The sequence below is a fragment of the Photorhabdus asymbiotica genome, from assembly GCF_003634575.1.
Classification (GTDB): domain Bacteria; phylum Pseudomonadota; class Gammaproteobacteria; order Enterobacterales; family Enterobacteriaceae; genus Photorhabdus; species Photorhabdus asymbiotica.
On sequence record NZ_RBLJ01000006.1, the window covers coordinates 51,618 to 72,183 of the forward strand.

General features: G+C 40.8%; 13 protein-coding genes, 6 tRNA genes and 3 pseudogenes. 9 read left to right on the forward strand and 13 right to left on the reverse strand.

Annotated elements, in window-relative coordinates; all coding sequences use genetic code 11:
• Positions 1-24: 24 nt before the first annotated feature.
• Positions 25-1,455 carry a tRNA (N6-isopentenyl adenosine(37)-C2)-methylthiotransferase MiaB gene (gene miaB, locus BDD30_RS22170; RefSeq protein ID WP_015835266.1) on the reverse strand — a complete coding sequence of 477 codons (1,431 nt, stop codon included), beginning with the start codon at positions 1,453-1,455 and terminating at the stop codon, positions 25-27.
• Between the two features lie 198 nt (positions 1,456-1,653).
• On the opposite strand from miaB, the gene ubiF reads away from it, so the two are divergent.
• Positions 1,654-2,835, forward strand: a complete 1,182-nt coding sequence (gene ubiF, locus BDD30_RS22175) for a 3-demethoxyubiquinol 3-hydroxylase (RefSeq protein ID WP_015835265.1) — start codon at positions 1,654-1,656, stop codon at positions 2,833-2,835.
• A 220-nt stretch (positions 2,836-3,055) separates the two neighbouring features.
• Here the strand turns inward: ubiF and BDD30_RS22180 are convergent.
• The 9 genes from BDD30_RS22180 to nagB form a co-directional block, all read right to left on the reverse strand.
• Positions 3,056-3,130 (reverse strand) — tRNA-Gln (locus BDD30_RS22180).
• A gap of 6 nt (positions 3,131-3,136) precedes the next feature.
• A tRNA-Met gene (locus tag BDD30_RS22185) sits at positions 3,137-3,213 on the reverse strand.
• Between the two features lie 24 nt (positions 3,214-3,237).
• Positions 3,238-3,312 (reverse strand) — tRNA-Gln (locus BDD30_RS22190).
• A 38-nt stretch (positions 3,313-3,350) separates the two neighbouring features.
• Positions 3,351-3,425, reverse strand: a tRNA-Gln gene (locus BDD30_RS22195).
• Positions 3,426-3,454: 29 nt separating this feature from the next.
• Positions 3,455-3,539 (reverse strand) — tRNA-Leu (locus BDD30_RS22200).
• 6 nt (positions 3,540-3,545) lie between these two features.
• A tRNA-Met gene (locus BDD30_RS22205) sits at positions 3,546-3,622 on the reverse strand.
• 150 nt (positions 3,623-3,772) lie between these two features.
• Positions 3,773-4,999, reverse strand: a complete 1,227-nt coding sequence (nagC, locus tag BDD30_RS22210; protein WP_015835212.1) for a DNA-binding transcriptional regulator NagC — start codon at positions 4,997-4,999, stop codon at positions 3,773-3,775.
• A gap of 15 nt (positions 5,000-5,014) precedes the next feature.
• Positions 5,015-6,175 (reverse strand): N-acetylglucosamine-6-phosphate deacetylase, encoded by a 1,161-nt coding sequence (gene nagA / locus BDD30_RS22215; protein ID WP_015835211.1) that lies wholly within the window; start codon positions 6,173-6,175, stop codon positions 5,015-5,017.
• A 100-nt stretch (positions 6,176-6,275) separates the two neighbouring features.
• Positions 6,276-7,088, reverse strand: coding sequence for a glucosamine-6-phosphate deaminase (nagB, locus tag BDD30_RS22220; RefSeq protein ID WP_015835210.1), 813 nt, complete (start codon positions 7,086-7,088; stop codon positions 6,276-6,278).
• 336 nt (positions 7,089-7,424) lie between these two features.
• Here nagB and nagE point away from each other — a divergent pair.
• From nagE to BDD30_RS22255, 8 genes and pseudogenes are all read left to right on the forward strand, one after another.
• Positions 7,425-8,907, forward strand: a pseudogene (nagE, locus tag BDD30_RS22225) (N-acetylglucosamine-specific PTS transporter subunit IIBC); the annotation flags it as partial.
• Between the two features lie 77 nt (positions 8,908-8,984).
• Positions 8,985-9,437: pseudogene (locus BDD30_RS25135) on the forward strand (glucose PTS transporter subunit IIA); the annotation flags it as partial.
• 513 nt (positions 9,438-9,950) lie between these two features.
• Positions 9,951-11,603 carry a hypothetical protein gene (locus BDD30_RS22230; protein ID WP_041382200.1) on the forward strand — a complete coding sequence of 551 codons (1,653 nt, stop codon included), beginning with the start codon at positions 9,951-9,953 and terminating at the stop codon, positions 11,601-11,603.
• Positions 11,536-12,492, forward strand: coding sequence for a hypothetical protein (locus tag BDD30_RS22235; RefSeq protein ID WP_147408147.1), 957 nt, complete (start codon positions 11,536-11,538; stop codon positions 12,490-12,492). The genes BDD30_RS22230 and BDD30_RS22235 overlap by 68 nt, the downstream gene beginning before the upstream one ends.
• A 175-nt stretch (positions 12,493-12,667) precedes the next feature.
• Positions 12,668-12,862: pseudogene (locus BDD30_RS24475) on the forward strand (hypothetical protein); the annotation flags it as partial.
• Positions 12,863-12,995: 133 nt separating this feature from the next.
• Positions 12,996-13,223, forward strand: a complete 228-nt coding sequence (locus tag BDD30_RS23300) for a hypothetical protein (RefSeq protein ID WP_147408148.1) — start codon at positions 12,996-12,998, stop codon at positions 13,221-13,223.
• Positions 13,224-13,233: 10 nt separating this feature from the next.
• Positions 13,234-14,901, forward strand: a complete 1,668-nt coding sequence (gene glnS / locus BDD30_RS22250; RefSeq protein ID WP_015835206.1) for a glutamine--tRNA ligase — start codon at positions 13,234-13,236, stop codon at positions 14,899-14,901.
• 825 nt (positions 14,902-15,726) lie between these two features.
• The gene (locus BDD30_RS22255; protein ID WP_015835205.1) at positions 15,727-18,402 is read left to right on the forward strand and encodes a beta-N-acetylhexosaminidase; all 2,676 of its coding nucleotides are present in this window, start codon (positions 15,727-15,729) and stop codon (positions 18,400-18,402) included.
• A gap of 70 nt (positions 18,403-18,472) precedes the next feature.
• Here the strand turns inward: BDD30_RS22255 and fur are convergent, their stop codons facing one another.
• The 3 genes from fur to ybfE form a co-directional block, all read right to left on the reverse strand.
• Positions 18,473-18,919, reverse strand: a complete 447-nt coding sequence (gene fur, locus BDD30_RS22260) for a ferric iron uptake transcriptional regulator (RefSeq protein WP_015835204.1) — start codon at positions 18,917-18,919, stop codon at positions 18,473-18,475.
• 528 nt (positions 18,920-19,447) lie between these two features.
• Complete coding sequence (gene fldA / locus BDD30_RS22270; protein WP_015835203.1) at positions 19,448-19,978, reverse strand: flavodoxin FldA; 531 nt, start codon at positions 19,976-19,978, stop codon at positions 19,448-19,450.
• Between the two features lie 171 nt (positions 19,979-20,149).
• Positions 20,150-20,440 carry a LexA regulated protein gene (gene ybfE / locus BDD30_RS22275; protein ID WP_015835202.1) on the reverse strand — a complete coding sequence of 97 codons (291 nt, stop codon included), beginning with the start codon at positions 20,438-20,440 and terminating at the stop codon, positions 20,150-20,152.
• Between the last annotated feature and the right edge of the window lie 126 nt (positions 20,441-20,566).

Consider the following 20,566-nt stretch of genomic DNA (forward strand, 5'->3'; position numbering starts at 1 on the left):
TTGAATCACTGATTATCTCTATGTTTAAGGCTGATAAATGCCGACTCCGATTTCATCTTCTTTACGGGTACGGGCTATTACGGACTCAGGTGATTCGTGTATACGAAGATCCATCTGATCTTCGGTACGGATAACTTTACCGCGCAGTGAGTTGGCGTAAACATCAACAATTTCAACATCAACAAACTTGCCAATCATGTCAGGCTGGCCTTCGAAGTTGACAACTCGATTGTTTTCAGTACGGCCAGAAAGTTCCATCACATTTTTACGGGAAGTTCCTTCAACCAGAATACGTTGTACACTGCCCAACATAGCACGGCTGTAGTTCATAGCTTGTTGGTTAATGCGCTGTTGTAGCAAGTAAAGGCGTTGTTTTTTCTCTTCTTCGCTGACGTCATCAGGTAGATCAGCTGCTGGCGTTCCTGGACGAGCAGAATAGATAAAGCTATAACTCATATCGAAATTGACATCAGCGATCAACTTCATAGTTTTCTCAAAGTCATCTTGGGTTTCGCCTGGGAAGCCAATGATAAAGTCAGAGCTTATCAGGATATCAGGACGTGCTTTACGTAATTTGCGAATAATGCTCTTATATTCAAGAGCAGTATGCGCACGTTTCATCAGTGTCAGAATACGGTCAGAGCCACTTTGTACTGGTAGGTGCAGGAAGCTAACTAATTCTGGTGTATCTTCATAAACAGCGATAATATCATCTGTGAATTCAATAGGATGGCTGGTGGTAAAACGGATACGATCAATACCATCTATAGCGGCTACCAAACGGAGCAACTCAGCGAAAGAGCAGATGTCACCATCATAAGTTGCACCTCGATACGCATTCACATTCTGACCGAGAAGGTTAACTTCACGTACACCTTGTGCCGCCAGTTGGGCGATTTCAAACAAAATATCGTCACATGGGCGGCTGACTTCTTCGCCACGGGTATAAGGTACAACACAGAAAGTACAATATTTGTTGCATCCTTCCATAATGGAAACAAATGCAGATGGGCCTTCAGCACGTGGCTCAGGTAAACGGTCAAATTTCTCGATTTCCGGGAAGCTGATGTCAACAACCGGGCTGCGAGTACCTTTCACCTGATTGATCATTTCAGGTAAACGATGCAGTGTTTGTGGTCCGAAAATAATATCCACGCACTGGGCGCGTTTACGGATGAAATCACCTTCCTGCGAGGCCACGCAACCACCAACTCCAATGATGATATCTGGGTTGGTATCTTTTAGGTTTTTCCAACGGCCTAATTGATGGAAAACTTTTTCTTGCGCTTTTTCACGGATTGAACAGGTATTCAATAGTAAAATATCTGCTTCTTCGGCGACATCGGTTAACTGATAACCGTGAGTACTTTCCAGCAGGTCGGCCATCTTAGATGAGTCATATTCATTCATCTGACAGCCCCAAGTTTTAATATACAGTTTTTTTATCGTCGACATTTTCTTGTGCATCCGGGCTTTTACAGTGCTGAAAGGTATTATTGCACTGCAAAAGCAATTGTGTATTAGGCATAAAGTTGTCGGATATTGTATTCATTTGAGGGAGCAGTGACCAGACTGTTAAACAGGATATTCTCTAGCGAAGGATTAAAAATTCGGTACACTGTGCCAATCAATGAGTTAATAGCATGACTTGATATGAATAATTCTCAACAGACTTTTGATGTAGTGGTGGTAGGAGCTGGCATGATAGGTGCTGCGACAGCGCTTGGGTTGGCTCAAGAGGGTTGGACGGTCGCCTTGTTGGATCATCAACTACCACAGCTTTATGATGCACAAAGTTATCCTGATGTGCGCGTATCAGCGATTAGTTGTACTTCTGTGGATTTACTCAAACAGTTTGGTGCATGGGATACGGTATTACAGATGCGCGGTGTACCGTACCGTAAATTGGAAACTTGGGAACAAAATGATTCCAATTTAGTATTTGATGCGAAAAGCTTGGGGTTGCCTGAGTTGGGTTATATGGTTGAAAACCGTATTTTGCAGTTGGCTCTTTGGCAGCAGTTTGAAAAATATCCTAATCTAACTTTACTGTGCCCGTCAGTACTGCAATCTATGCAACGTCAGAAAAAGGGTTGGTTGGTTACTTTGGCTGACGGGACTAAAATTAATACCCGTTTGATTGTTGGCGCTGATGGTGCCCGTTCTCAGGTTCGCAAAATGGCTGGAATTGGCAGCTATGGTTGGCAGTACAGACAGTCTTGTATGTTGATTACAGTAAAAACAGAACAGCCACAACAGGATATTACCTGGCAGCAGTTTTTTCCTTCAGGTCCAAGAGCATTTCTTCCGCTATTTGATCAATGGGCTTCATTGGTATGGTATGACAAACCGGCGCGTATACGGCAGTTACAGGCCATGTCAATGGTTCAACTTGAGCGGGAAATTTTTCAGGCATTTCCTGTACGGTTAGGAAAAGTGACTCCAATCGCAGTTGGCTCATTTCCTTTAACTCGTCATCATGCTAACAGCTATGTGCGTGAAGGATTGGTATTGTTGGGTGATGCTGCTCATACAATTAATCCACTTGCTGGGCAAGGCGTAAATCTTGGTTACCGTGATGTGAGTACTTTGCTTGATGTTTTGGTAAAGGCCAGAGAATTAGCAGAACAATGGGATTCATTGGAAGTGTTGATACGTTATCAGCGCCGTAGAATGCCGGATAACCTGATGATGCAGGCTGGAATGGATCTATTTTACACTGTGTTCAGTAGTGAATTACCGGGGTTGAAAGTAGCACGTAATTTGACGCTGATGGCAGCTCAACGGGCTGGCGCAATGAAAAAAGTGGTGCTTAAGTATGCGTTAGGATTGTAACGTATAGATTGGTAGTGAAAACCACAAGCACGTCGTAAATCTATTTATGGCGTGAATGGTTTGTTTTTCTTTAGATAAAGCTAATTGGCAAGTAAGAAAGAATAGGGCGGACTGGAAAGCCAAAAAATGAAACCACCTTTCGGAGGCCTTCTGCAACAAAGAACATTCTTACTGTATATTCTTTTTCTATCTATCACTTTACACAACACATTAATAAATATGGCTGGGGTACCAGGATTCGAACCTGGGAATGCCGGAATCAGAATCCGGTGCCTTACCGCTTGGCGATACCCCAATTGGATGGTGGCTACGACGGGAATCGAACCTGTGACCCCAGCATTATGAGTGCTGTGCTCTAACCAGCTGAGCTACGTAGCCTTTTAGTGAGGGATATTCAGTTAATGGCTGGGGTACCAGGATTCGAACCTGGGTATGCCAGGATCAAAACCTGGTGCCTTACCGCTTGGCGATACCCCAACTGAAATTGGTCACTACACAACATGTCATCAAAACTATGGCTGGGGTACCAGGATTCGAACCTGGGTATGCCAGGATCAAAACCTGGTGCCTTACCGCTTGGCGATACCCCATCTAAATGATGACAACTTGATGAATGTAATGGTGCGGGAGGCGAGACTTGAACTCGCACACCTTGCGGCGCCAGAACCTAAATCTGGTGCGTCTACCAATTTCGCCACTCCCGCAAAAGATGGTGGCTACGACGGGAATCGAACCTGTGACCCCAGCATTATGAGTGCTGTGCTCTAACCAGCTGAGCTACGTAGCCATCTTTTTTTGCATTACCTTCATCGGCGTTGCGGGGCGCATTATGCGTATATCAGCTAAATGCGTCAACTGCTTTTTTCTTGAAATCTGCTTAAGGTCGCTCGTTTGTTTGGCATGTAAGCATTTTGCTGACAAAATCAACAAAAAATGACTATAATCCTTCGAGTAAGTGTTGTAACAGAATACCATTAAGCATAGCACGTTTAGTCAGAGCGAAGGCACCAATAGCAGAACAGTGAACTAATTCAGAAATAACGATCGGCAGATCTTCACGAAATTCTTTTAAGACCTGAGTATTGATACAACTTTGAATTGCAGGTATGAGTATTCGCTGAGCTTCAGTAATTTCCCCTGCCAGTACAACTTTCTGAGGGTTAAATAAATTAATCGCGATAGAAATAACTTTGCCAAGATAGTGGCCGACATTTTTTATCACTTCAGAGGCTAATGGGTCATTTTGATTGGCGGCCTGACAGATGGCTCTGATATTGCAATTATTTAATGTTAGCTGGCTTGGAAAACCTTGTTTTAGTTGATGTTGAACTCGAGCTTCAATGGCTGAGTTAGATGCGATGGTTTCCAGGCAACCAAAATTGCCACAATGACAACGTTCACCGAGAGGATCAATTTGAATATGACCAATTTCTCCTAAATTCCCTCGATTATTAAGTAATATTTGGCTATTTATAATTACCCCGGCACCAGTACCTCGGTGGATACGTATCAGTAGAGAGTCTTCGCAATCACGTGTAGCGCCGAAATAACGTTCAGCCAGTGCTAAACTGCGGATGTCATGACCGACAAAGCAGGTGATATTGAAATGTTTTTTCAGGTTATCTACCAGAGTCCAGTTAGTCACTTTAATATGAGGCATATAACGAACGATACCTCTATGTGGGTCAACGAGTCCTGGCAGGATAATTGAAATAGCGATTAATTCGCGGATCTTGCGTTGGTTTTGTTGAATAAAATTTTCAATTGCACTGATAAGCAGGTTTTCGACTTTCTGCTGAGTGGTTTCAGGTAGTGGATAATGTTCTTCAACCAACGCTTTGCCACTCATATCATAAAGAGCAAGAGTGGCATCATGGCGACCAAGACGTACACCGATAGTATGGAAATTACGATTTTCTGTAACGATTGAAATTGCGCGGCGGCCTCCGGTAGAGGCTTGCTGATCGACTTCTTTAATCAGACCACGCTCAAGTAACTGACGGGTAATTTTAGTCACACTAGCTGGAGCAAGTTGACTTTGTTCTGCAATCTGAATACGAGATATTGGCCCTTGCTGATCAATCAACCGGTATACCACAGCGCCGTTGAGTTGCTTTACAAGATCAATATTACCAATTTGCTTTTGTGTGCTGCTATGACTCATCGGTTATTTCGTCCATTAAAGAGCAGTTTCTTTTCCGTTAACAATGGTTTTGCAGATTTTGAAGTCATGGCTGAGAACAGTAAGATTAGCAATTTTACCGGCTGCAATAGTGCCAAGATCTTTATCAATACCAATTGCACGAGCAGGATAGAGGGTTGCCATCCTTAGTGCTTCATCGAGAGCAATACCAACATGTTCAACGCTGTTTTTAACGGCGTCTATCATAGTAATAGAAGAGCCGCTTAAAGTACCGTTTTCATCGACACATAATCCGTCTCGATAATATATGGTTTTACCAGCAAAGGTGAAGTGCTTCATGTTATTGGTGGAAATATCCAGTCCAGCTGGAAGAGTGGCATCTGTTACCAGAATTAATTTGTCTTTTTTCAGGTGCTTGGCATTACGGATGTTTGGCCATGAGACGTGTAGACCATCGGGAATAATGCCTGCGTAAATTTCTGGTGTGTCAAAGATAGCACCAATCAGACCAGGCTGCCGGCCAGAAATATATGGCATTGCATTATAGAGATGGGTTGAAACGGTAATTCCATTCTGGAATCCCTGTCGGGCTTCTTCATAACTGGCATTTGAATGGCCAGCAGAAATGACAATACCGGCTTCTACTAATTGCTGAATATATTTTTGCGCTACCATTTCCGGTGCCAGAGTCAATTTAGTGATGACATCGGCGTTATCACATAGGAAATTTATCATTTCAGGGGTAGGCGCACGGATAAGCTCTGGATTATGCGTCCCTTTTTTTAGTGGGTTAAGGTAAGGACCTTCCAGATGTAGTCCCAATGCCTGATACTTATTTTTAGTTAAATAAGAACGCATGGCTTCAATAGATGCAATCATCAGTTCATCTGTACTTGTAATCAGGGTTGGCAGATAGCTAGTACAGCCTGAATACTCATTGGTTTTTTGCATGATATCCAGTGTTTGTTCTGAAATATTTTCCAGCCGTTCATTAAATTGAACACCACCGCAACCATTAACTTGTAGATCAATAAAACCGGGGGAAAGAATAGCCCCATTCAGGTCACATTTTTCAATATTTTCAGGTAACTTTTGTGTTGGGCAAACTTGTGTAATTAAGCCGTCTGCAATTATAACAGCATGATTATCCAGTCGATCATGACCAGTATATATAATGCAGTTGGTTAAAGCATACATCTTATTAGCCTCCTAATGGGATCGGGGGATGATGATTGAGAATATAAATTGAGATTGCTATGGTAATCAGCCTAAATGAGTTTTAGGCTGATGTGGATTCTTATTTTTTGCTAGCAAATTTGTCGATAATATCTGCTTCCAACTGGTGGAAGTATTTCACCGTTTTTACTTTCAGCTCCATGGTTGCTGGCTCATCGCAGACAATGATGGATTTAGGGTGCATTTGCAGGCAGCTTACTGTCCACATATGGTTGATATTGCCTTCAATTGCAGCCTGAATTGCCTGTGCTTTGTTCAGACCTGTTGCCAAGATCATAATTTCTTCTGCATCCATTAGCGTACCGACACCTACGGTCAGGGCATATTTAGGTACCTGATTAATATCATTAGCAAAGAAACGAGAGTTGGCAGTGCGGGTCTCTATCGTTAGAGTTTTGATACGGGTACGTGAAGTCAGGGATGATGCGGGCTCATTGAAAGCAATATGACCGTCATTTCCTACTCCCCCCATAAACAGATGAATTTGACCGTAAGACTTAATTTTATCTTCATAACGTTGGCATTCTGCATCAACATCAGGTGCATTACCATTGAGTAAATTTATATTTTCTTTTTGTATATCAATATGATTAAAGAAATTATGGTGCATAAAACTATGATAGCTTTGTGGGTGATCTTCCGAGATACCTACATATTCATCCATATTGAATGTGACGACATATTTAAAACTGACTTCTCCTGCTTTGTGCAGAGTAATCAATTCCTTGTAAGTTGCCAGGGGAGTGCTGCCAGTTGGCAATCCCAAAATAAAAGGGTGTTCTGCGGTTGGGTTAAATGCATTGATTTTGCTAACGATATAGTGTGCAGACCATTTACCAACATCACTTGCATTCGTTAGGGGGATTAGCCTCATAACTACCTCTTAAGACAAAGAAATCATCATAATTAAATTTTAGCGTTATACATCATTCAGTCAGTTAACCTCTATGTATAAGATACTAAACTATTTTCAGTAACAGAGACACTGCATGTAGTAAGATATTTTTCATGATAAAATAAGATTTGTGTGTTAGCTAGCATTTTGACCATATTTATGAGTGATATAGTGATTCTCATCACATATTTCCATTAATTAATTTGCGACGAAAAATAAAATTCCTACACTGAAAATTGTAGAATAAATGTTCTTATTGCTTAATTTCATAAGCGTTAAAGACTCCAATAATTGAGGATAATAAGGGGGAGTAAGGTGAATATTCTGAGTTATTTGCAAAGAGTGGGGCGGGCATTAATGGTGCCGGTTGCTACATTGCCTGCTGCTGCAATATTAATGGGGATAGGTTACTGGATCGACCCGCTAGGGTGGGGTGCTGATAATGCATTGGCGGCTTTGCTGATTAAATCGGGTGAAGCCATTATTAAGAATATGCCATCGTTGTTTGCTATTGGTGTAGCTTATGGTATGTCTAAAGATAAGGATGGTGCAGCGGCCCTGACGGGGTTTGTTGGTTTTTTAGTGTTAACTACGCTCTGTTCTCCGGCAGCCGTATCTATGATCCTGGGGATTCCGCTTGACGATGTGCCAAAAGCCTTTAGCAAAATTGATAACCAGTTTGTTGGTATTTTGGTTGGTGTTATATCCGCCGAGTTGTATAACCGCTTTAGTAGTGTTGAACTGCCGAAAGCGTTGTCGTTCTTCAGTGGTCGCCGTTTGGTTCCCATCCTTACCTCTTTCCTAATGATTTTGGTTGCTTTTATCCTGATGTATGTCTGGCCGGTGGTTTATAACGTGCTGGTAACTTTCGGTGAAAATATTAAAGATCTCGGTGCTACCGGTGCCGGTATTTATGCCTTCTTCAACCGTTTGCTTATTCCTGTTGGTCTGCATCATGCATTGAATTCTGTCTTTTGGTTTGACGTTGCTGGTATCAACGATATTCCTAACTTTCTTGGTGGTCAGAAATCCATTGTAGATGGTACTGCAATTATGGGTATTACAGGCCGTTATCAGGCTGGTTTCTTCCCAATTATGATGTTTGGTTTGCCTGGTGCGGCATTAGCGATGTATCGCTGTGCACGTCCTGAAAATAAAGCCAAAATTGCCGGTATTATGATAGCGGGTTCTTTCGCTGCATTTTTTACCGGTATTACTGAGCCTTTGGAATTCGCTTTCATGTTTGTTGCCCCGGTGCTTTATGTGCTGCATGCGATATTAACAGGCATTTCTGTGTTTATTGCCGCAACAATGCAATGGATTGCTGGTTTTGGTTTCAGTGCTGGTTTGGTGGATATGGTACTCTCTTCCCGTAACCCATTGGCGACACATTGGTACATGTTGATCCCACAAGGTTTGGTATTCTTCTGCCTATACTATGTTGTATTCAGTTTTACTATCAAAAAATTCAATCTGATGACTCCAGGACGTGAACTTGCTTCCGGTGATGAAATTGATGTAAATAAAAGCGATAAAGTAGCAGCTAATGATATCCATAATGAAGCTTATCAATATGTTGCAGCAATTGGTGGTTCAGATAATTTGGAGGGTATCGATGCTTGTATTACCCGTTTACGTCTGTCTGTAAAAAATGCTGATCAAGTCAATGATAGTTTGGTCAAACGCCTTGGTGCTTCCGGTATTATTCGTCTGAATAAACAAAGTGTGCAAATTATTGTTGGTACTCGGGCAGAATTGATTGCCAGTGCGATGCGTGATGTTTTGGCAAAGGGCTCGATAGCCGCTGTGACTGAAAATCATCAACCTGAGATAATATTAAAAAAGAAGAAGGTTGAAAATAAAGGTGAGGTTTTCCTAACTCTAGTTGCGCCAGTCAGTGGTCAACTAATTGATTTGAAAGACGTTCCTGATGAAGCTTTTTCCAGCAAAATTGTCGGTGATGGAATTGCTATTGAGCCAACATCGAATATTGTGCTTGCACCAGTGTCCGGTACGATTGTGAAAATTTTCGATACCAATCATGCTTTCTGTATTGAAACTGAGGAAGGTGTGGAATTGATTGTACATGTGGGTATTGATACGGTTTCTCTTGATGGTAAGGGTTTTAAACGATTAGTGAATGAAGGTGCAGTAGTGAAAGTTGGAGAGTCTGTACTGAGTTTGGATCTTGATTATCTGAATGCCAATGCTAAATCTATGATTAGTCCGGTTATTGTCAGTAATATTGATGATTATATCGGTGTTAATATTCTGGCAAGAGGTCCGGTAGAAGCTGGACAGACAAAGTTGTTTGATATACTGAGATAAACAACAAATAGATTTTTAAGCGTTATTAAAAAATTTTTGATAAAGTGAATAATGGGAAGGGGAGCACCTTCCCATTAAAATTGTTATAAATCCCGTGACAAGAATAAAAATAAGGTGAAAAAAACTTTCTCTGCGGATAAATAGCAGAATTCTGTCAGATAGATCATAAAAAATTAATCTTGGTATTTTTCCGGTGAAATAAAATAGACCTGAAATGTAATTGTTGATATGTGCCACAAAATGGATAGTTTGGCATAGTAAATAAAATGAGTTCTAAATAGCTTCGTTTATTATTGCTACATATTGACGATTTCGTGTAACCGTTTTATGTAAATATGATCATAAGCGTTCTATTTAACAAAGCTATTTAGATAAAATGTCTCCTCAGAAAAGAAAATAATAATTTCACATCAGGGTGTTTTTTCTTTATGCTTGATGCCATTGTTTTTGTTGTAACGTGGTATACCAAGTTAATATTAAATCAGATGTTTTCCAGTAAACGGAGTTACAAAGATGGCAAAAATTCATTCTGGTGTTGCAGGATCAGCCTGTCAGACCTGTGGTATTCCTGACTCATGTACCCTTGAAGCAACTATTGAATTCGGGGAACAAAAAGGGGTATATCGACAAGAAGCATTTAATAAAAAATTTAGTCATTTGGTTGAGTTTAAACCGGCTAATAATATTTCTAAGCCTGTAAAACTTCTCCTTAGTTCAATTTCTAAAAGTTGTATTTCCAAAAACCAAGATTGTCCAGTCGGTTATGTTTTTGATGAAAATGGACGGGTGGTTATTCGGTTTACACCCAAACAATCTTATGAAGGTTCATTACGTTACACAAAAAGATGCAAAAATTTCGATTATTCTGAACGAAATCCTATCACCTTACTTAGTAGTTTTCTTTATCGAGAGGCTTTACTGACCGATCCTCGATATAATCAAATATATCGATTAAGTATGGCAGAGTGTGATGATAAACCTTTTATTCCTGTTTTTTCTCAGCAATATATGGGGATTGAACTTATTAATTCCCGTATAAAAGCGATGAATGATGTTATTACTGTTGGTAAACGTCATCTATTTAGCTCAAGTTTTACTCTGATTCTTCCTCGATCAGTGGATGTGGATATCAAAATTAGTTTCGATAAATCAGTACAAATACAATCAGATGAAAAACGAAAAGAGTTGATGAAAACGGAAAATAAGAAGTCTGGATATAAGCCAGATCATAGTGGATGGACGAAAAAAACAGGGAAATATGTCTCTAATAAAGGGATTAAAATTGAAGGTAGTATTACCGCAACGTTAGGCAAAGATGAGACTAAATGGTCACGCGAGTTGGAACAAAAGTTCAAGGAGCAGACCAATAAAATCAAAGTATTGAGTGATATTGATCGTGGTATAGGTAAGATTAATTATGTCTTGCAAAATGGTGGTAGCAACGAATATCCTCTCCTTGGATGCAAATTAACTTATCCTGTTATTTCGATTAAAGGTAAAGGCTGCATCAAACGAATGCCTTCTCAGAAGATTATTCCGCAATATGAGTTTGAGGTAAAAGGTTCACCGTTATTTGGCTTCAAAATTACCCTGGATTTACTTCAGGCATTTGCTGCTGTTTATAAAGTCGATACCGTATTAGCTAAAGTGAGAAAAGAGGCTGCTGCTCAGGAAGTTAGTGTAAAACAGGATGGACGCGGCGCCTATGCAAAAGCGGAACTTAATATCATTTTTGACTTTACTATTATCGCAGGATTTGGATTTAAGACTGATGAAACAGGGGAATGGGGATATGATAAAAAAGAAGCTAAACTTGTGGGGTCGATAACAGGTAAAACCAATATTGAGGTTGGTGTCGGTTTTTGGGGACTTAGCGGTTACTTCAAAGCAGAAGCGATGATTAAAGCCGAAGCATATCTGGGTATCGACGATACTGATCCAAAAAAATTGGATTTCATTCTTTATCACGATGGCATCACTGCCATCGCGTCTATGGGATATGCTGTTCAAGTGGGTAAAACTGATAAAAAGAAGGGTAAGCCAGGAATAGGTAATAAAACTGCTACGTCCAAAAAAAGTGAGGAGACTAAATTAAAAAATGAAAAATGGACTATTTACCCGGCACTATCTAAAAAAGAATCGACATGGCGTTGGTCTTTGGATTAAAAAATTAGCGCTAATATTTGGCATATGTGCAAACGTTATTTCTTGCTCTCAGGCTGAGGAAACAATGAAAGTCAATTACACCATCAATTTTAATACCAATGCGGCTTTTTGTTTGGCAAAAGTTAACGATATTTTGGTGATGGATAGTGGTGATTCTGCTGGAGGTAATTACTCAGCAGGACAAACCATCAGCTCTATTCTGGAAAACGGTAAAAATACCCTGACGGTATCTATGCATAATGCACTATGGGGTGAATCGGAGAAGAAACCGACTCCTGATATGTGGTGTTCGGTACTTCTAAAAAAAGTGAATCAATTTGGCGAAGAACAAACGGTCACCGGTATCAAGCTAATTGTGGACAAGGATGGAAATATTATTGTAGATAAAGATTTCTATCCATCTCCAGTAAATACTTTTGGTAAGACGGAACGTCATTACGAAGACGACACAAAAGAAGCCACTAAAGATTTTTACGCAGAAGATTTACCTGATTGGGAGTGGATAAAAGCCACACCTGTTACGAAAGCTGACATCCCCAAAGTCAAAGTATTTTATGAAGAGCTACAACAAGCTTTTGTTCAGCAAGACCTCAAAAAAATTAGGTCAATGACAAAAGTAGCTTGGGAAATAATGGGGAAAGAGAGAGGTGCTTCACCTGATTTTATGTGGAATTCTATGGATTTTAAAGGTTTTTTTGAAAAAGGTTATAAAGCTGTTCCTATTAGCTGGGATAAATATGAATTTTATACCTACAAAAACAACCGAATATTTCGTTTTGAATATGATTACGACAGAGTTTCACCGATAGAATTAGAAAAAGGTGATGATGTTTTTTTCTATAATCCTTATCTTTCTATCGTTGATGGCAAGGTTATGGTGGTTCATTAACAAAAAGGGTACTCCCGCCGATGTAAGGCGGGAGGGGTATTTCTGCATTGAAAATAACCATCATGTAATATTGCGGAAAGACGACAGGACATACTGAATGAATATGCTCATTCTGAAAGCCTACCAATTCTGACTGGAACCCACGGAAGCATAAGCCCAGAGTTTCCGCTAGTTGTGTTCACATCAGAAAGAAAACCGACAGTCACAAAGTCAATTCGCGTGTTGGGCATGCGGATATACAGCGAGTGCTGACGTAAACGGTGCGCGTGGATGTCAAGCAAACGAATTAATCAACGTATTAGGTGAATATATACCCAATAGATTTCGAGTTGCAGCGCGACGGCAAGTGAACGAATCCCCAGGAGCATAGATAACGATGTGACTGGGGTGAGTGAAAGCAGCCAACAAAGCAGCAACTTGAAGGATGAAGGGTATATACCCTATGGATTTCAAGATGCATCGCGACGGCCAGGGAGCGAATCCCCGGGAGCATAGAGAACTCTGTGACCGGGGTGAGTGAGTGCAGCCAACAAAGAGGCAACTTGAAAGATGACGGGTATAAACTTATTGAAATATATAAGTTGGAGGTATGTAACGGGAAGAGTGCTGCCCTTCTTGCTTTTTCGTTTCAATTTTGCCCTGAATCGCGATTTTGCATGCACAAACGGTTGTTTCTCGTCACTGCTTGTTGGATTATAGGCGGTTATGTGACGAGTTTTTGGCATTATTGAGGTAAAAACAATGAGTGAGGCAGATGCCCGCCCGACGAACTTTATTCGTCAGATTATTGACGAAGATTTGGCAATTGGTAAGCATACATCCGTACATACCCGTTTTCCGCCTGAACCAAATGGTTATCTGCATATTGGTCATGCGAAATCTATCTGTCTGAACTTTGGTATTGCAAAGGATTATCAGGGCCAGTGTAATTTGCGTTTTGACGATACCAACCCGGTTAAAGAAGATGTTGAGTACGTCGATTCTATTAAAAATGACGTTCAGTGGTTAGGTTTCGAGTGGAGTGGTGATATTCGCTATTCTTCTAATTATTTTGATACGCTGTATCAGTATGCGATTGAATTGATCGATAAAGGTCTGGCTTATGTTGATGAATTGAGTCCGGAAGAGATCCGCGAATATCGTGGAACGCTGAAAGAGCCGGGTAAAAATAGTCCGTATCGTGATCGTAGTATTGAAGAAAACTTGGCTCTGTTTGAAAAAATGCGCGCCGGTGAATTTGGCGAAGGTAAAGCTTGCTTACGTGCTAAAATTGACATGGCATCCCCCTTTATTGTGATGCGTGATCCGGTTCTGTATCGTATTAAATTTGCAGAGCACCATCAGTCTGGTAACAAATGGTGCATCTACCCGATGTACGATTTTACTCACTGTATTTCTGATGCCCTGGAAGGTATTACACATTCGCTGTGTACGCTGGAATTTCAGGATAACCGTCGTTTGTACGACTGGGTGCTGGATAACATCACAATTGATTGTCATCCACGTCAGTATGAATTCTCGCGTCTGAATCTTGAATATACCGTGATGTCCAAGCGTAAATTGAATCTGCTAGTGGTTGACAAGATTGTTGAAGGTTGGGACGACCCACGTATGCCGACTATCTCAGGCTTGCGTCGTCGTGGTTATACTGCTTCTTCCATCCGTGAATTCTGCCGTCGTATTGGTGTCACCAAGCAGGATAATAATGTGGAAATGGCTGCATTGGAATCCTGTATCCGTGATGATCTGAACGAAAATGCACCTCGCGCCATGGCTGTTCTCGATCCAGTTAAATTGGTGATCGAAAATAGGTCAGAAGGGGGGCAGATGCTGAGTATGCCTAACCATCCGAATAAACCAGAGATGGGCAGCCGTGAAGTGCCATTTAGCCGTGAGATCTATATTGATCGGGCAGATTTCCGTGAAGAGGCGAATCGTCAATATAAGCGTCTGGTATTAGGTAAAGAAGTTCGTTTGCGTAACGCCTATATCATCAAAGCGGAACGTGTTGAAAAAGATGTTGACGGCAATATCACGACAATCTATTGCAGTTATGATGAGCAGACTTTGAATAAAGATCCAGCAGATGGTCGTAAAGTGAAAGGTGTTATTCATTGGGTTAGTGCTACTCATGCTGTTCCTGCTGAATTCCGCCTGTATGATCGTCTGTTCAGTGTACCAAACCCAGGTGCGGAAGATGATTTTCTGGCGACTATTAACCCTGAATCGTTGGTAATTCGTCAGGGATTTGTTGAGCCAAGTTTAGCTGATGCTAAGTCAGAAAAAACTTATCAGTTTGAGCGTGAAGGTTATTTCTGTGCTGATAGTTGTCACTCTAGTGAAGAACATTTGGTATTTAACCGTACCGTTGGTTTACGTGATACTTGGGCAAAAATTTCTCAGGATTAATTAAATTCTGGTGAATTTAAAAAGCGTGACAATTTAATTGTTGCGCTTTTTTATTTTATAAATTTTATCTTATTCTTGATTTTATGGTTTTTCATCCATCATTATAATAGATTAAATAAGTTGATATTAATGAGTTTTTACTAAAATATTATCATTGATAAATAATTCTGTATTTATTTTTGTTGGAAAATATTTATATTGGAAAAGCTATTTTTTAATGTGGTTGTTATATTATTAAATTTTTAGTGTCGTATTGTTTTTTTATTTTAATATCAAATTCATATATAGTTTTGAATGTATTTTTATTAATGTGCTCTTTGTCATGTTATGCAAAAAAAACATTTTTTATTATTGATAGTTAATGAGGCGAAAAATAATCTGTGTATACCCTTCATCTTTCAAGCTGCTGCTTTGTTGGCTGCTTTCACTTACCCCAGTCACATAGTTATCTATGTTCCTGGGGATGCGTTCACTTGCCACCGCGCGGCAACTTGAAATCTATTGGGTATATATGCTGATTAAATGGTTTTAAATTTTTTTCAATTAGTGTTTTATTTCACAGTTTTTTGCGTGATTGGTTTTAGTTAAAAAGAAATTAATTTTATGGTCAAGTATGGTGTTTAAAGTGTATTACGTTATGTATGACAATCATATGGATATTTCTAGATTGTGATAGTGGTTTTGGCAATATTTTCCGGATGAAAGAGAGATTCAATTCAACGTTATCATGCCATTTACTGTCTTTTAATGGCCCCTTGTCGCTGCTTTAGCGTTTATGGGCAGTGGCTTACCTTAAACAATTTTTGTGTTTTGAAAGAGGTAACAATGAAGAAATTTAAATTGCGTACACTGGCAGCATTAACTGCAACTGTTGGACTTATGGGTTCTGCATATGCCACTGATGCAGCGCAGCAGTTGGTTGATTCACTAAGTCAATTAAAGGTTAATTATAAGGTTATTGATAATCAGGCAGGCAGTCATGGTGTTGACTGTGCTGTACTGGGGGCAGATTGGGCTACTTGTAATCGAGTTGATATTACTTTAACAAATGGTAATCAGGCGATTAACTCATCTGACTGGGCGATTTATTTCCATAGTATCCGTCAAGTTCTGAGTGTAGATAATGAGCAGTTTAAAATTACGCGTATCACTGGTGATTTACATAAATTGGAACCAACGGAAAAATTTACCGGTATTAAAGCGAATCAGCAGGTAAAACTACCTATTATTGGAGAATATTGGCAGATTTATAGTACTGACTTTCTGCCCCGTTGGTATGCGACGTCAGGTGATGCGAGACCTAAAGTACTTGTTAATACGGATACGGAAGATCTTAGCGAATTTTTATCTGCTTTCACTGATGATCAATGGAAACGTACAAAAGCAGATAATAACATTCTCATGACACCTGAGAATCGTTATGCCAAGAATTTACAGGTCAAAAAAATTGGATTAGAAAATCTGCGCGGGCAAATTATCCCAACACCAAGGGAAATTCAAATTTATGCGCAGGATGCCGATTTATCGGGTGGTGTTAGGCTGGAGCTAGGTGGTTTGAATGACGAGGCGGTTATTCTTATTAGAAAGCGTTTTACTGATCAGGGAATTAGGTTAGAGAACAGTGGCTATCCGGTTACGACACAAATTGTCTCTTCAGATTTTATTGACGATTGGAAGTCTAAAGGTGCTTACCGCCTGAATGTTAGCCAGAATGGTGCTCAGATCGTTGCTTTTGATCAATCTGGGGTGTTTTACGGCCTTCAATCTCTGCTGTCATTGATTCCTACTGATGGCAGCGGGAAGATTGCTACCTTGAGGGTAAAAGATGCTCCACGTTTCGAGTATCGTGGTGCTCTCCTTGATGTAGGGCGCAATTTCCACAGTAAACAAGCTGTCTTACGTTTGCTTGACCAAATGGCAAGTTACAAGTTGAATAAATTCCATTTCCATTTGTCTGATGATGAAGGTTGGCGCATTGAAATCCCAGGATTGCCAGAGTTGACAGAAGTTGGTAGTCAGCGTTGTCATGATTTGAGTGAAACCAAATGTTTGTTACCACAACTGGGTTCCGGTCCTGATAACAACAATATGGGTAGCGGGTTCTTCAGCCGTCAGGATTACATTGATATTCTGAAATATGCCAAAGCCCGTTATATCGACGTTATTCCTGAAATTGATATGCCAGCTCATGCCCGCGCCGCAGTGGTTTCTATGGAAGCTCGCTATAACAAGTTGATGGCTCAGGGGAATGTGAAAGGGGCGAATGAATATCGCTTGCTGGACCCAACTGATACGACCAGAGCAACATCTGTTCAACTTTATGATCGTCGTAGTTATTTGAACCCATGCATGGATTCTTCAAAACGATTTGTTGAGAAAGTCATCAGCGAAATTGCGGCTATGCACAAAACGGCGGGCCTACCATTGGAAACGTGGCATTTTGGTGGTGATGAAGCGAAGAATATTCGTCTGGGAGATGGTTTTCAGGATAAAAATGGTCCTATAGAACCGGGTAAAGGTATCATTGATAAGAGCATAGAAGATAAGCCGTGGGCTAAATCTCAGGCTTGTCAGAAGATGGTAGAACAAGGCGTAGTGAAAGATATTGAACATCTTGCCAGCTACTTCGCAATTGAAGTGAGCAAGATTGTGAATGCCAATGGTATTGAAAGAATGCAGGCGTGGCAGGATGGATTGAAACATGCTACTGATGCGAAAGATTTTGCGACTAAACGTGTTGGTGTAAATTTCTGGGATGCTCTTTACTGGGGCGGGTTTGATTCAGTTAATGATTGGGCAAATAAAGGATATGAAGTGATTGTATCCAATCCAGATTATGTTTATTTGGATATGCCGTATGAAGTTCATCCAAAAGAGCGTGGATATTATTGGGCAACCCGTTTTAATGATGAAGCCAAGATTTTTAGTTTTGCGCCTAATAATATGCCGCAAAATGCTGAAACTTCCGTTGACCGTGATGGTAATGCCTTTAGTGCGAAAAGTGATAAACCCTGGCCGGGTGCTTATGGGCTTTCAGGGCAGGGATGGAGTGAAACGGTTCGTACTGATGAGCAGATGGAATATATGATTTTTCCGCGCTTGTTACCGCTAGCAGAACGAGCCTGGCACCGTGCTAGTTGGGAACAAGATTATGTTCCCGGTCAGGAATATAAGAAAGGCGAAACATATAAAGTTGATATTGATGCGCTTAATCATGACTGGACACGGTTTGCTAACCTGATAGGGCAACGAGAGCTTATCAAACTGGATAGAGCCGGAATTGCTTACCGTTTACCGGTTCCAGGTGCCAAGATAAAACGCGGTGTTCTGAATGCCAATATTGCTTTGCCGGGGTTGGTCATCCAGTATTCGACTGATGGTGGTAATAGCTGGAAAGTGTATGACAACCATAAACGCCCGAAAGTGAAAGATGATGTGTTAATCCGTTCTGTCAGCCCGGATGGTAAACGTTACAGCCGGATTGATAATGTGAAGGCATGATGATGCAACATTAGGAAGGGAACCCTGCTGGGTTCCCTTCTATGATAAAAGTTAGCGGATCAGGAGTGAATTACTTCTCGTCGTGTGCACTACTATCTTCGCGGCAATTACCGGCAGAGCAGTGACCATATAAGTAAAGACTGTGGTTTGAAAGTTTAATCCCATAACGCTCAGCAATGTTCTTCTGGCGCTTTTCGATATATTGGTCACTGAATTCAATGACTCTACCACAGTCCAGGCAGATTAAATGGTCATGGTGATGCTGTTGAGTGAGTTCAAAAACCGATTTGCCACCTTCGAAATTATGACGGGTGACAATCCCGGCGTCATCAAACTGATTCAACACGCGGTAGACAGTAGCAAGGCCAATCTCTTCACCGTTATCAATCAGTTTCTTGTAGAGATCTTCCGCACTGACGTGGTGGTATTCAGGATCTTGTAATACTTCCAATATTTTCAGACGAGGAAGTGTTACTTTAAGTCCAGCATCTTTTAATGCCTTATTGTTGTCGGTCATGCGGATTCAGTCCTGTTACTCAGTAAAGTGAACGTAGCGATACTTCAAAAAGTACCAGTTAGTTATCAGATTATGATTATACCCTTCATCTTTCAAGTTGCTGCTTTGTTGGTTGCTTTCACTTACCCCAGTCACATAGTTATCTATGCTCCTGGGGATGCGTTCACTTGCCGCCGCGCTGCAACTCGAAATCTATTGGGTATATAGGCATGGCTAATGAAAATGAAAACCACGTTAACCATAACTATCATTACACATTTTGCCAGAATAATCATTTGTAAAACGCAGAAATAGCCTGACTGTCCATGCTATTAGGCTATTTTATTTACCATTCTTCGTTATAAAGAGCGAATTTGGGCAGTGTTCGGGCAAAAAGAATCGCCTTTTGAAAGAACTTTATGCGGCTCGCAGAGTGAGAAAAGCGAATCGTGCCTCACATGCTACGGGTACGCTCCAGGATTTTGCACGCTGTCCATTTCACCATTGATAAGAATGGCCTGCACCAGTTATGCCTACTGAGGTAGGCTCTTATTCTCCAAGAATTTCTGACAAGCTCATCTCTTCGCGGATCTGCTTAGTCCAGGAAGTGACTCGTTCGTCTGTTAATTCTGGTTGGCGGTCTTCATCGATAGCAAGACCGATAAAGTGGTTATCATCAGCCAGACCTTTTGATTCTTCGAAGTGATAACCCGCAGTTGGCCAGTGACCAACAATAATTGCTCCGCGAGGCTCTATGATGTCACGGATGGTTCCCATAGCATCACAGAAATATTCTGCGTAATCTTCTTGATCTCCACAGCCAAAAAGGGCGACAAGTTTCCCGTCAAAATTGATCTCTTCCAGAGTCGGAAAGAAATCATCCCAGTCACACTGTGCTTCACCGTAGTACCAAGTAGGGATGCCTAGCAGCAGAATATCGAACTGTTCGATATCTTCTTTACTGCTCTTGGCAATATCATGGACTTCAGCAACATCAGAACCCAGAATTTTCTGGATCTTTTTGGCAATATTTTCTGTATTGCCGGTATCGCTGCCGAAGAATATACCTATAATTGCCATAAAATGATATAACCTCTTGTTTTATTTGTGTATTTCTGTTTGAGATATACGTATATAAAATGTCGAAATCAGCAGAAAGTTTCTGATTGCATTAATAAAAAATAAAGCTCTATTTTGACCAAACAGTAAGGACAATTCTGTCAAATTTGTGTGGTGCTGGCATTTTCAATGCTATGACGTAGTGATGTCACTTTCTGCTAACTGGGCCAACAGAATTTGCTCAATGAGTTCACTGCGGCTGATATTGCGTTGTTGCGCAAGAAAGTTCAGTGCATCTACTGCGTCAGCATTTATTTTCAGCTCCACACGACGCAGGCCCCGCACCTTATCGCGGCGAAGCTGATTACGTTTATTGACTCTAAGCTGTTCATCCCTGGAAAGTGGGTTGGTTTTTGGGCGCCCCGGTCTGCGTTCATCTGCGAACAAATCCAGAGTGGTGCGGTCCATTTGTTCTTTTGCCATAAATTCAATTACTAAAGGGCGTATACCATAAAATATAGCACGCCATGATACCCCAGCTTCTAATGTATCGCCACTGCCTAACAAAGATAAAAAGTCGTGTCATTGTTTATCCGTAAGGGATTGTCA

Bases quoted from the DNA above. Each gene is read 5' to 3' on its own strand.
- BDD30_RS22230 (WP_041382200.1), top strand. From the start codon at position 9,951: ATGGCAAAAATTCATTCTGGTGTTGCAGGATCAGCCTGTCAGACCTGT.
- ubiF (WP_015835265.1), top strand. From the start codon at position 1,654: ATGAATAATTCTCAACAGACTTTTGATGTAGTGGTGGTAGGAGCTGGC.
- nagC (WP_015835212.1), bottom strand. From the start codon at position 4,999: ATGAGTCATAGCAGCACACAAAAGCAAATTGGTAATATTGATCTTGTA.
- fldA (WP_015835203.1), bottom strand. From the start codon at position 19,978: ATGGCAATTATAGGTATATTCTTCGGCAGCGATACCGGCAATACAGAA.
- nagB (WP_015835210.1), bottom strand. From the start codon at position 7,088: ATGAGGCTAATCCCCCTAACGAATGCAAGTGATGTTGGTAAATGGTCT.
- nagA (WP_015835211.1), bottom strand. From the start codon at position 6,175: ATGTATGCTTTAACCAACTGCATTATATATACTGGTCATGATCGACTG.
- miaB (WP_015835266.1), bottom strand. From the start codon at position 1,455: ATGTCGACGATAAAAAAACTGTATATTAAAACTTGGGGCTGTCAGATG.
- fur (WP_015835204.1), bottom strand. From the start codon at position 18,919: ATGACCGACAACAATAAGGCATTAAAAGATGCTGGACTTAAAGTAACA.
- glnS (WP_015835206.1), top strand. From the start codon at position 13,234: ATGAGTGAGGCAGATGCCCGCCCGACGAACTTTATTCGTCAGATTATT.
- ybfE (WP_015835202.1), bottom strand. From the start codon at position 20,440: ATGGCAAAAGAACAAATGGACCGCACCACTCTGGATTTGTTCGCAGAT.
- BDD30_RS22255 (WP_015835205.1), top strand. From the start codon at position 15,727: ATGAAGAAATTTAAATTGCGTACACTGGCAGCATTAACTGCAACTGTT.
- BDD30_RS22235 (WP_147408147.1), top strand. From the start codon at position 11,536: ATGAAAAATGGACTATTTACCCGGCACTATCTAAAAAAGAATCGACAT.